Below are 12,086 nucleotides of genomic sequence, written 5' to 3' on the forward strand. Positions count from 1 at the left end.
GCCGGACTGTAAGCAACTCTCCCCCCGTCCGCGCCATTTGAAAGGCAGCACCATGCCCCACCCCGTCGCCCGCTTCACCCTCGACCCCGCCTTCACCGTCGGCACCGTCGACCCCCGCCTCTTCGGCTCCTTCGTCGAGCACCTCGGCCGCTGCGTCTACACCGGCATCTACGAACCCGGCCACCCCACCGCCGACGAGGCCGGACTCCGCACGGACGTCCTCGACCTCGTCCGCGAACTCGGTACCACCGCCATCCGCTACCCCGGCGGCAACTTCGTGTCCGGCTACAAGTGGGAGGACAGCGTCGGACCCGCCGACGAACGCCCCCGCCGCCTCGACCTCGCCTGGCGCTCCACAGAGACCAACCGCTTCGGCCTCAGCGAGTACATCGACTTCCTCCGCAAGGTCGGCCCGCAGGCCGAGCCCATGATGGCCGTCAACCTCGGCACCCGAGGCGTCGCCGAAGCCCTCGAACTCCAGGAGTACGCCAACCACCCCGCCGGCACCGAACTCTCCGACCGCCGCATCGCCCACGGCGACAAGGAGCCCTTCGGCATCCGCCTGTGGTGCCTGGGCAACGAGCTGGACGGCCCCTGGCAGACCGGCCACAAGACCGCCGCCGAGTACGGCCGCCTCGCCGCCGAAACCGCCCGCGCCATGCGCCAGCTGGACCCCGCCGTCGAGCTCGTCGCCTGCGGCAGCTCCGGCCGCGCCATGGACACCTTCGCCGCCTGGGAGGCGACCGTCCTCAGCGAGACGTACGACCTCGTCGACCACATCTCCCTGCACGCCTACTACGAGGAGATCGACGGCGACCGCGACTCCTTCCTCGCCTCCGCCGTCGACATGGAGACCTTCATCGAGGCCGTCGTCGCCACCTGCGACCACATCGGCGCCCGCCTCAAGTCGTCGAAGAAGATCAACCTCTCCTTCGACGAGTGGAACGTCTGGTACATGAGCCGCTCCTCCGAGGAGGCCGCCGCCGCCCCACGCGACTGGCCCGAGGCCCCCCGCCTGCTCGAAGACAACTACTCCGTCACCGACGCCGTCGTCGTCGGATCGCTCCTCATCGCCCTGCTGCGGCACGCCGACCGGGTGTCCATCGCCTGCCTCGCCCAGCTCGTCAACGTCATCGCCCCGATCATGACCGAGCCCGGCGGCCCCGCCTGGCGGCAGACCACCTTCTTCCCCTTCGCCCAGGCCGCCCACCACGGGCGCGGCCAGGTCCTCGACGTACGGCCCGACTCGCCCACGTACGCGACCAAGGCGTACGGGGAGGTGCCGCTGCTGCACGCGACGGCGGTACGCGGCGAGGACGGCTCGGTCACCCTATTCGCGGTGAACCGCAGCCAGACCGATCCGCTCCCCCTCGAAGTCGCCCTGCACGGACTGGACCTGACGTCCGTCGCCGAGCACAGCGCGCTCTGCGACGAGGACCCGGAGGCCCGCAACACCCTTGAGGACCCGGAGCGCGTCGGCCCGCACCCGATCGACGGCACGACCCTCAAGGACGGCGTGCTGAACGCCGTACTGGAACCGCTCTCCTGGAACGTGATCCGCCTCAGCTGACCGGCCTGCCGGGTGCGCCGTCGCAGCAACCGGCGTACCCGGCAACGGAGTTGCCCCCCAACGGGCCCTCACGGGATCACGCCCCCCACGGCCCTCCCACGGACAAGGAGCACCCACGTGACCCGCACCCCCCGCCGTACCGCACTCCTCGCCCTGCCCGCCGCCCTCCTCCTCGCGCTCGTGCCGACGACCGCCTCCGCGTACCCCAACCCGGGGCACGTCACCGGCGACGTCGTCGTGCACGACCCGACGATGGTCCGCGCACCCAACGGCCAGTACCTGCTCTACTCCACCGGCGACGGCCTCCAGCTGCGCACCTCCACCGACCGCACCGCGTTCGTCCGCAGCGGGTCCGCGTTCCCGACCCGGCCGACCTGGTGGAAGAAGTACTCGCAGACCTCGGACGTCTGGGCGCCCGACATCTCCTACCACCGCGGTCAGTACTGGATGTACTACTCAGTCTCGTCCTTCGGCTCCCACACCTCCGCCATCGGCCTCGCCACCTCGCGCACCGGCCAGGCGGGCAGCTGGACCGACCGCGGACTCGTGTACGCGACGAACTCCGCCAGCGACCACAACGCCATCGACCCCAACCTCTTCGTCGACGACAACGGCAAGTGGTGGATGTCGCTGGGCAGTTGGTGGACCGGCCTCAAGCTGCTCCGGCTCGACCCGAACACCGGAATGCGCCACCCCACCGACACGGCCCTGCACTCCCTCGCCTCCCGGCCGACCGGAACCAAGGCGGTGGAGGCGCCGTTCATCGTCAAGCGCGACGGCTACTACTACCTCTTCGCCGCGTACGACGTCTGCTGCGCGGGCGTCGACTCCACCTACAAGATCAAGGTGGGCCGCTCGACCCGCGTCACCGGCCCGTACAAGGACAAGAGCGGCGTCGACATGATGAGGAACGGCGGCAGCCCGGTCATGGAGACCAACGGCCGCTACATCGGGCCGGGCGGGCAGTCCGTCATGAAGGACGTCGACGGCGACCTGCTCGTCTACCACTACTACGACGGCTCCGACAACGGCACCCCGAAGCTCGGCCTCAACCGCCTCGACTGGAAGGGCGGCTGGCCCACGGCGTTCTGAGCCGCTACCGGATACCGGATGTCGGATGTCGGACATGCGAGCGTCCCGCACCGGGGAAACTCCCGGTGCGGGACGTGTCACCTCTTCCGGCGGCGCAGCGCGGCCGTCCCGGTGCCGGTGGCGAGGAGTCCGCCGCCGAGCAGTGCGACCGAGGCCACGTGCCCGCTGCCGGTCTCGGAGAGCTGGGGGCGGGGCGAGTTCGGTGAGGACGAGGGCATCGCCCGCGGCTTGCCGTGGGGTTTGGCGGTGGGCTTGCCGGTCGGTTTGCCAGTGGGCTTTCCGGAGCCGGGTTCGGTCGGAGGAGGAGTGGGCTTCGGAGAGGGGGGCGGCGGCGGTACGAGGCGGTTGGTCACCGTGCACTGCGTCCCGGGCGCCTTGACGTCCACCGGGAACGACACGGTGCTCGCGCCCGGCGTTGCCGTCACCGCGGCACCGTCGCACTCGGCCCGTACGAACTCCCACCGGCCGGCCGACGTGGCCGCGGGCAGCGTCTCGGTCACGGTGTGGGCACCGAGGGACAGTTGGCGCGTGCCCGCCACGGTGGGGGTGTTCCCCGCCTTGGTCGTGACCGGGGCGAACACCGCCGTCTCTCCCGACGAGCCCTCCTTCGCGGTGAGGGCGAAGGGGCCACCGGCCGCGCCCAGCGTCTGCTTGCGCAGGGTCAGCGGGGCCACGCTGTCGCTCGGCGCGTTGGTGTACGTGCAGGTGACGGTGTCCCCGGCGGCCAGGTCGACCGTGGCCGCGCCCGCCGGCGTGGTGCTGGTCGTGCTGGTCGCCTTCGCCGACGCGCAGGTCAGGTCGGTGAGCGTCCACCCGTCCACGGGCTTCTCCAGGAACGACCACGGCTTCGCGCCGGTTCCCTTGCTCGCCGCCCTGCGGAACCGCATCTCGCCAGGGGCGCCGTCCACGACGTCGAGGGTGAAGTCCTTGTCGGTGGAGTAGGAGATGTCGCCGTTGTAGCCGAAGGACCGGGAGGCCGTGCTGTTTTTCAGCTGTTTGCGGACCACGATCTCACCGGCCCCCGCGGTGGAGGCGACCGTGTAGTAGTAGCAGAAGACGTGCTGGACGCCGGTCGGGTACGCGGCCCGGTCCACGTTGTCGTTCTTCTGGTTGTCGACCGCGCAGCGCAGGGCGCCGAAGGCGTACTTCGCGCCGAGGTCCGCGGTGTTCAGCGGGTCGGCGGGGGTTCCGCCCTGGATCTGCAGACGCCTCCGCTGGGCGACGTCCGTGTCGACCGGGCCCAGTGCCACGGTGACCGCGCCCGCGAGGTCTCGTCCCGTCGGGTCGCCCTGCTCGTCGAGGAGCGGTGTGGTGGCCCGGGTGACCGGCTGCTCCCCGGAGTCGCTGGGCACGACCGTGGCCAGCCCGTCGACGTCCCCGCTGATGCCGCGCCCGAGGGTGAACCGCCAACCGGGCAGTGGACGGCAGTTGGGGTGGTTGGGCTCCTCGACCGCGGGGGACACGGGCCGGCCCGCCGTATAGACGGAGTCCTTGCCGATGTCGCGGAGGGACTGTGCGTGGTTGTCCCGCAAGAGGTTGGCCATGATGTCGGTGTAGTCGTCGCAGACCCGGGCGGCCAGGGTCAGCCGCAGCCCGGGAGCCGCGGCCCGGCCGCGTTGGCCGCCCTGCTCTTCGACCGCGTCCCGGCCTCCGTCGATTTCCCGGCCTCCCCGGTCCGCCGGATTGCCGGGGGTTCCCGCCGTCGCTACCGGGGCGGAAGTGAGGGCAAGGGCCACCAGGGTGGCCGCGCCCGTGCGCAGAAGTGAAGATCGTGTGGTCACCGGCCAAGGGTGGGCCGTACGAGGGCGGGGAGGAATTGTGCCGCTCCCGGCATCCGGCGTTGATCATCTGATTGCAGTAGTGATTGCCCTAGTCGCAGAGGGCGCCCGCACACCGAGGGGGACGGCGAGTCCGACGAGGCGCTGACGGCAACCGCCGCCCCCGAACTTGCGGAGGCCGGGGGCGGCGGTTGCCAGCACGGGGAGGCGGAGTCAGAGAGTCCCGGTCGCGATGCCGGGCCGCCTGCCTACGGGGCCTTCTCGCCCGCGCCGAGGCCCTGGCCCCCTGCCGGAGCCGACGACCTGGTCCACAGCCGGAGTCCCTGCCCCGGCCCCCAGCCGGACACGCGGAACACGGGCGTTCAGGAGGAGAGCAACCTGTCGGGCACCACCTCGGGCCACTCGATCCGCTCGTCCGGCACCACGGCCTCCAGGTCGCCGAGCCATGACCCGGGCACCGAGCCCGTCTCCGCCAGCCCCCTCGCCACCAGCCGCGCCACCTCGATCGCCCCGCGCGGCCGGAAGTGCGTGTCGTCCCGGGTATCCCCGACCCACAGGAAGCACTCCTTCGTGGCCTGTGGGCCGAGTTGCTGCCAGCGGGCCAGGGACAGCGCGGACACGTCCACCAGCGGTACGTGCTCGCGCGCGGCCAGCGCACGCATCGCCTGCGGGTAGTCGCCGTGCGTGGGCACGGCCCGGCCCCCGGCGTCGAACGAACGGCGCTCCACCGGGGTGAGGAGAACGGGGTGTGCGCCCCGGTCCCGGGCGCCCTTCACATGGCGCAACAGGTACTCCTGATAGCTGGACCAGGGGTCGGTGTGCCGTTCGGGCCGGTCGCTCTGATCGTTGTGGCCGTACTGGATCAGCAGGTGGTCGCCCGGACGGAGGGCGGCGAGAACCGTGTCCAGCCGGCCCTCCTCGACGAAGGACCGCGCGCTGCGGGCGTTCATCGCGTGGTTGGCGACGTCCACGTCCTTGGAGAGGAAGAAGGGCAAGGCCATGCCCCAGCCGGCCTCGGGTGCGGCGGCAGCGTCCTTCTGCGCGGCGGTCGAGTCCCCGGCTAGGTAGAGGGTGGGAAGGATGGTCACGTCAGTCTCCCTTCGTCGCGGCGGATACGGCAGCCGCCACGGCTGTGTTCACGTACGCGGACACCGCGTCCCGGTCCGGCCGTCCGTCCGCCACCACCGTCACGACCCGCCGGGTCACCGTCTCCCCGGCTCCCAGCGGCAGGCGTTCCGACCAGGCCAGCGACGAGCCGACCCCCGGGTACTCCGACGTCCGTACGAACCACGGGTCGCGCCGGGTGGCCTCCGTCGCCCCGGCGAAGGCCAGCGTCCAGCCGTGGCCCGCGCCTGCGCCCGTGCCCCCGTCGCCGCCCGCGACCGCCACCCAGGCCGCACGGCTGCCGTGCGCCGACTCCTCCCCGTTCCCGTCGGCCGTGAACGCCTCGGGTGCCGCGGCTTCCTTCGGCGCCCGCCAGAAGAAGCCGCCGTATCCCGCGCCGGGGCGGCCGTTGGTGGCCGGGCTGCCGATCGAGAGGGCCCGGCCGGTGGAGTTGGTGAGGGCGAAGGAGAAGTCCAACGCCCAGGCCCGGGAGTCGAGTTCGCGGGCGGTGACGGTGCGCAGTTCGCGGATCAGCTCCTCGGCGCCCGGTTCCCCGTTGCTTCGCCAGCTCAGCGCCTCGTCGAAGCCGCCCGGCTCCCGGCGCTGCCGGCCCAGGTGCACCTGCACCCCGTGGTTGTCGAGACGGCGCGGGCCCTGGCCGCGTACGTACGTGCTGCCGCCCCAGAAGCTGATGCCGTCCACGTCGGGCACGGCCACGCCGACGCCCAGGTGATGGGGGTGGTCCTCGGGGAGCTCCTCCGTGACCAGGGCGCCGCCGAGCGTGTGCACCGGGTGGAGGTACGGGCGCGGGGACAGCCCCGCCGGAACGTCCGGACGGTGGCGGTAGCGGGCCACCTCCCGGCTCGAACCGCTCAGGATCAGAAGGGAGTTCATCGTGTGCTCAGTTCGGTCGGCCGGGCCCACGGGGCGCCCAGTTCGGAGTAGAGGGAGAGGGTTTCGGCGCTCGCGGCGACCAGGGCCTCCACCCCGTCGACGATCCGGCGCGGCGCCGATTCGCCGACGCCGGTCCGCCAGTGGGTGGCGGGCAGGGCGACGGGGTCGGGGGCGGTGCGAACCGCCTCCACCACCCGCATGAAGGCCCCCGTGCTCTCCGGCGGCACCAGCAGGGGCTCGCCCCGCGTCAGATGGCCCACCAGGTTCTCCAGCAGGTCGTTGCGACCGTACGAGACGTCGTACGGACTCTCCCCGTCGCGCTCCACCCGCACCCGGTCCTCCGTGTACCACAGGGTGATCCGGCCCCGGCTGCCGTGCACGACGACGTACGGCGCACAGGGCTGCGCCGCGCAGAGCGTGGCCGCCACGGTGACCGCGAGGCCGCTCGTGGTGGTCACCCGCACACAGGACGTGTCGTCGGACTCGATGTCGTGCGCGCGGAAGAGTTCCGTCTCGATCGCCGCGACGTCCTGCGCACGCGCACTCCCGGCCAGGGCGAGGGAGGTGGCCACGGCGTGGGCGAGCGGGTTGGTCAGCGCGCCGTCGACCACGTCCACACCGTCGAGCCGACGGCGGCCCGACCACGCGGCGCGGGTGAAGTACGCGGTGTCCCGTGCCCACGCGCCGGCGGCCCCGATGCCGCGCAGCTCACCGACGGCTCCGTCGGAGACCAGCTCGCGCACCGCCGGCAGCGCGTGCGAGCCCAGCGACTGGAAGCCGATCTGGCAGACCGTGCCCGCATCCCGCACCCCGTCCGTCATCCGCGTGAACTCCGCGTACGAAGGAGCGGGCGGCTTTTCGAGCAGTACGTGGACCCCGCGTGCGGCGGCGGCCAGCGCCAGGCCGGTATGGGTGTGCAGCGGTGTGCACAGGACGGCGACGCGCGCGCCCGTGGAGTCCAGGAGTGCGCCGAAGTCCGCCGATTGGGCGGGCTGCCGGGACGGGTCGACGAGTCCGGCCAGCTCCGTCGCGTCCAGCGGCTTCAGCTCGCAGATCCCGGCCAGGCGCACCAGGCCGAGGGCTTCGAGGCTGAGGATGTTCTCCAGGTGCCGGCGGCCGTGGCCCCGGGCTCCGGCCAGGACGACCGGCAGGGGGGCTGTGCTGTTCACGGGCCCTCCACGGGCAGGAAGGTGACGGTGAACTCCGCGTTTTCGACGCGAAGTTGATGGGCGGACAGGACGCCGGGTCCGCAGGACTGCGAGCCGATGCCCTGCTGCCGGTGGTCCAGGTTGATCCAGATGTGGTCGGGGGACGGCAGCAGGTCGCGGCGGTGTGCGGCGGCGTCGAGCTGTTCCGTGGTCCAGCGGCGGGTGGTGAGGGCGAAGTGGGGGCTCCCCGTCATCCGCAACCCGCCGTCCGGGCCGCTGAGTTCGGCCCAGCGGACGTCGGCCCGCGCGCCGTTCTCCTGGGGACGTACGTACGGGGTCTGCATCGCGTCGACCTCCGCCCGCCACAGGCCCGTCATGGACGCGGCCCGGGTGTCGGGGTACGCCTCGCCGGGCCCACCGCCGAACCACCGCACCGACCCGTACGAGGCGGGCACCGCGAAGCGGATGCCGAGGCGGGGGAGGGGTGCCGTCCAGTCCCCTTCCGGGGTGACGGACACGGCGAGTGAGAGCCGGGTTCCGTCGGAGGTCCAGCGGTAGGCGGTGCGCAGGCCCAGGTCGCGGGCGGCGGGCGCGACCCGGCCGCGTACGGTCAGCGCGTCGTCGGTGAACTCCACGTCATCCAGCCGGTGTTGCATACGGTGCAGGCCGAGCTCGCGCCAGAGCGTTCCGTAGCGGGTGTCGGGCTGCCAGGCGGCGCCGGCGTCGTTGTCGGTCGGGGCCCGCCACACGTCCAGGTGCAGGCCGGCGACCTCGGTGCGGCCGACGGTGCGCAGGGCGCCGGTGCGGGCGTCGAAGGAGGCGGGGCCGAGGGTGATCAGCGTGCCGTCGCGCCGTGGCCGGTCACCGGTGGCCGGGGGAGCGGGCCGGGCGGGCCGTTCGGTGAACTGGCCCCAGGCAACGGGGTGTTCGCGCGGGTCCCAGGGGGTGGTGGTGGCGAGCAGGGCCCGTACCGTCCACTGGGTCTCCCCGGCAGGGGAGGCGGGCGCGGGCGGCAGTTTCACCTCCGCCGTCCCGCCCGGCAGGAGCCGGGGCACCAACAGCGGGCCGGAGTCGACCGTCTCGCCGTCCACCTGGTACGACCACGTGAAGGCGAGGTGGGAGAGGTCCGAGAAGTCGTACAGGTTGGTGACGCGGACCGTGTGCGAGGGGGCGTGGCCCTCGATGCGCACCGGCTCGATGACCTTCTTGTACTCGATCAGTCCGGGGGAGGGGGTGCGGTCGGGGAAGAGGAGGCCATCGCAGACGAAGTTGCCGTCGTGGAGTTCCTCGCCGAAGTCGCCGCCGTACGCGTACCCGAGTGCCGGGTGCTCGATGCCGTGGTCGATCCACTCCCAGACGAAGCCGCCCTGGAGGCGGTCATGGGCCTCGAAGAGGCGCTGGTACTCGCTGAGGCCGCCGGGGCCGTTGCCCATGGCGTGCGCGTACTCGCAGAGGATGAGGGGGAGTTGGCGGCGGCGGGCCGGGCCGCCGTCCAGGCCGCGGCCGATCCGTTCGACCTCCTCGTGCGGCGGGTACATCCGCGAGTACACGTCGGTGTCGCGGCAGCTCCGGTCGCCTTCGTAGTGCAGCAGTCGGGAGGAGTCGTGCGAGCGTATCCACTGCGCCATCGCGGTCAGGCCGCGCCCGGTTCCCGCCTCGTTGCCGAGCGACCAGATGACGACCGAGGGGTGGTTCTTGTCGCGTTCGACCATACGGGCGGCGCGGTCGAGCAGGGCGGGCGTCCACCGGTCGTCGTCGGTGGGGTTGTCGCGCCAGAACTGGTCCTCGAAACCGTGGGTTTCGAGGTCGCACTCGTCGATCACCCACAGGCCCAACTCGTCGCAGAGGGAGAGGAATTCCGGATGCGGCGGGTAGTGGGAGGTGCGGACCGCGTTGATGTTGTGCTGCTTCATCAGCTCGATGTCGCGGCGCATCGTCGCGGTGTCCACGGTGCGGCCGGTGCGCGGGTGGAACTCGTGCCGGTTGACGCCCCGGAAGAGCAGTGGGCGGCCGTTGACCCTGATCAGGCCGCTCTCCACGGCGACGGTCCGAAAGCCCGCCCGCAGCGGCACGCGTTCGCCGGGCAGGGCCAGTTCGACGTCGTACAGGCGTGGGGTCTCGGCCGTCCACGGGGACACGGCGACGGTCGCGCTCTCGCCGGTCGCCAGGTCGAGCCCCAGCTCGGGGACCGTCACCCGGCCGGGCACGTCCGAGTCGACGCGCAGGGTGCCGGTGCCGGTGGTGTGGTCGTACGAGGCGTGGACGAAGAAGTCGCCCGCGCATCCGGCGGGCCGGTGCAGCAGTGTCACCTCGCGGAAGATGCCGGGCAGCCACCACTGGTCCTGGTCCTCCAGGTAGGTGCCCGACGACCACTGGTGCACCCGTACGGCAAGGACGTTGCCGGAGGGCTTGAGGAGGTGGCCGACGGTGAACTCGTGGGGGAGGCGGCTGCCCTTGAAGTCCCCGAGCTCCTCGCCGTTGAGCCAGACGCGGGCGCAGGACTCGACGCCTTCGAAGCGCAGGACGGTGTCGCTGCCGTCGTCGAAGTCGTCGCCCGCGGGCCAGGTGTCCGGCAGGTCGAAGGTGTGCAGGTGGTCGCCGGTCGGGTTGGCGGTCGGCAGGTGCGGCGGGTCGACCGGGAAGGGGTACGCGACGTTGGTGTAGGCCGGGGCGCCGAACGCGCCGTCGCCCTGGAGGACCCAGTGCCCCGGCACCTCGACGCGGTCCCAGCCGGACGTGTCGTGGCCCTGTGCGGCGAAGGAGTCGTCGTGCGCGTCGGCCGTCGCGGACAGCCGGAAGCGCCAACTTCCGTTCAGGGAGAGGCGAGTGGCGTCCGAGGTGGCGTACCAGGCGCGCGGGGGGAGGGCGCCGGTCCCCGGGCCGGGGTCTTCGACGTACGTGAGGGGCAGCGTGGACATCGGGCTCCTTGATCGGGGGACGGAGAACAGCCTCCGTTCCGGCAGAGGCTTCGGCAAGAGGGTTGGATAAGGTTCGTTCGAAGTGCGGTTCGGCGTTCGGGATATCGAATGACACCTGCGGGTGGCCGCTATGAGGGGAGCGTTCGAATCGTTTCAATAGATCGCTGCGCAAACCGTTGACGCTTCAGATGCGCACTCGTACATTTCCTCGGCAAGCGCTTCCTTAAAACGATTCAACCATGCGGCGAGGGGTTCAACCATGGGTACGCACAGGCACGTTGACCGGCGGACCGTCCTGAAGGCGGCCGGTGCCACTCTGGGTTCCCTGGGTGTCGGCGCGACGCTGGCCGGCTGCGGGGGCGCCGCCGGGTCCGGCGGCTCCGGCGGCGGGGCGGTCACCATCCGGTACGCCTGGTGGGGTGCCGACGACCGGGCCAAGAGGATCAACCAGGCGGTCGCGCTCTTCGAGAAGAAGTACCCGAAGATCAAGGTCAAGACGGACTTCCAGCCCTACCCCGACTTCTGGAAGAAGTTCAACACCCAGGCGGCGGGCGGCAACCCGCCGGACGTCATCCAGAACGCCGTCACCTTCCTGCGCAAGTACGAGGCCCGCAACGTACTCCTCGACCTCAAGCCCCAGGTGCGGGAGGGCAACCTCAGCACCGACGGATTCCGGGCCGGACTGGAGAAGTTCGCCGAGATCGACGGCAAGCTCCTCGGCCTGCCGGTCGGCTCCAACTCGATGGGCTACATCATCGACGAGAAGCTGTACGAGAAGGCGGGCGTCACCCCGGAGTTCGGCTGGACCTGGACACAGTGGCTGGCCGGCCTGGAGAAGATCAAGGACAGGACGGGCGTCGCGGGCGACTCGGGACCCGGCGGGATCATGTACTACTACGACCTGGTGCTGCGTCAGAAGGGCAAGGCGTTCTTCACCGACAAGGGCCTCGGTTTCGACGAGAGCGACCTCGTCGCCGAGTGGACCGAGGGGATGAAGCGCACCCGCTCCGGCCTCTACGCCAACCCCAAGCGCGTCGAGCAGCTCAAGCCCAAGTCGGCGACGGCGGCCGGAATTTCGGCGGGCGAGTTCACCTGGGACAACTTCACCGTCCGGTACGCGGCCGAGGGCAGGAGCGCGTACGGCATCGCCCCCGTCCCCACCACCGACGGCAGGAAGACCGGCCAGTACCTGGGCTCGCTCATGCTCAGCGGCACCCGCCGCACCAAGCACCCCAAGGAGGTCGCGACCTTCATCAACTTCATGGTCCACGACCCCGAGGTCGGCCGGATCATGGGCTACGACCGGGGCGTACCCGCCACCGAGAAGCAGTTCGAGGCGTTCCAGCCGACGGACAAGGTGAGCAAGCAGATCGCCGCGTACGAGACGAAGATCGCCGGGAGCGGTCTGCTGGAACCCATCACCCCGCACCCCGCCGGGGCCGACGTGGTCGAGACGACCTTCAGCCGCCTGGCCACCGAACTGGCCCTCGGCAAGGCGTCGCCCGGCGAAGCCGCACAGAAGTTCTTCGCCGAGGCGAAGACCGCGCTCACCTCCAACGGCTGAGACCGCACCTCCCTGCCG

8 protein-coding genes are annotated in these 12,086 nt (G+C 71.5%); 3 read left to right on the forward strand and 5 right to left on the reverse strand.

The window, feature by feature from the left end; translation table 11 throughout:
- The first annotated feature begins 52 nt into the window (after positions 1-52).
- Both arfA and ACZ5PB_RS08825 read left to right on the forward strand, forming a co-directional pair.
- Positions 53-1,570 (forward strand): arabinosylfuranosidase ArfA, encoded by a 1,518-nt coding sequence (arfA, locus tag ACZ5PB_RS08820; protein ID WP_468689119.1) that lies wholly within the window; start codon positions 53-55, stop codon positions 1,568-1,570.
- Between the two features lie 117 nt (positions 1,571-1,687).
- Positions 1,688-2,662, forward strand: a complete 975-nt coding sequence (locus ACZ5PB_RS08825) for an arabinan endo-1,5-alpha-L-arabinosidase (protein WP_468689121.1) — start codon at positions 1,688-1,690, stop codon at positions 2,660-2,662.
- Positions 2,663-2,739: 77 nt separating this feature from the next.
- Here ACZ5PB_RS08825 and ACZ5PB_RS08830 read toward each other — a convergent pair whose 3' ends face one another.
- From ACZ5PB_RS08830 to ACZ5PB_RS08850, 5 genes are all read right to left on the reverse strand, one after another.
- On the reverse strand, positions 2,740-4,443 hold the full coding sequence (locus ACZ5PB_RS08830; RefSeq protein ID WP_468689123.1) for a prealbumin-like fold domain-containing protein: 1,704 nt from the start codon (positions 4,441-4,443) through the stop codon (positions 2,740-2,742).
- A gap of 359 nt (positions 4,444-4,802) precedes the next feature.
- Entirely contained in the window at positions 4,803-5,528 is a 726-nt protein-coding gene (locus tag ACZ5PB_RS08835; RefSeq protein ID WP_468689125.1) for a rhamnogalacturonan acetylesterase, read from the reverse strand.
- 1 nt (position 5,529) lies between these two features.
- Positions 5,530-6,438 (reverse strand): DUF6807 domain-containing protein, encoded by a 909-nt coding sequence (locus tag ACZ5PB_RS08840; RefSeq protein ID WP_468689127.1) that lies wholly within the window; start codon positions 6,436-6,438, stop codon positions 5,530-5,532.
- Positions 6,435-7,607 (reverse strand): Gfo/Idh/MocA family protein, encoded by a 1,173-nt coding sequence (locus ACZ5PB_RS08845; protein WP_468689129.1) that lies wholly within the window; start codon positions 7,605-7,607, stop codon positions 6,435-6,437. The genes ACZ5PB_RS08840 and ACZ5PB_RS08845 overlap by 4 nt, the downstream gene beginning before the upstream one ends.
- Complete coding sequence (locus ACZ5PB_RS08850) at positions 7,604-10,504, reverse strand: glycoside hydrolase family 2 TIM barrel-domain containing protein (protein ID WP_468689131.1); 2,901 nt, start codon at positions 10,502-10,504, stop codon at positions 7,604-7,606. The genes ACZ5PB_RS08845 and ACZ5PB_RS08850 overlap by 4 nt, the downstream gene beginning before the upstream one ends.
- A 259-nt stretch (positions 10,505-10,763) precedes the next feature.
- Here ACZ5PB_RS08850 and ACZ5PB_RS08855 point away from each other — a divergent pair, with 259 nt between their 5' ends.
- A complete protein-coding gene (locus tag ACZ5PB_RS08855) occupies positions 10,764-12,068 on the forward strand; it encodes an ABC transporter substrate-binding protein (RefSeq protein ID WP_468689133.1) in 1,305 nt (434 codons plus the stop codon).
- The last annotated feature ends 18 nt before the right edge of the window (positions 12,069-12,086 follow it).

The organism is Streptomyces sp. NPDC032721 (assembly GCF_055579625.1).

Bases quoted from the DNA above. Each gene is read 5' to 3' on its own strand.
- arfA (WP_468689119.1), top strand. From the start codon at position 53: ATGCCCCACCCCGTCGCCCGCTTCACCCTCGACCCCGCCTTCACCGTC.
- ACZ5PB_RS08840 (WP_468689127.1), bottom strand. From the start codon at position 6,438: ATGAACTCCCTTCTGATCCTGAGCGGTTCGAGCCGGGAGGTGGCCCGC.
- ACZ5PB_RS08850 (WP_468689131.1), bottom strand. From the start codon at position 10,504: ATGTCCACGCTGCCCCTCACGTACGTCGAAGACCCCGGCCCGGGGACC.
- ACZ5PB_RS08855 (WP_468689133.1), top strand. From the start codon at position 10,764: ATGGGTACGCACAGGCACGTTGACCGGCGGACCGTCCTGAAGGCGGCC.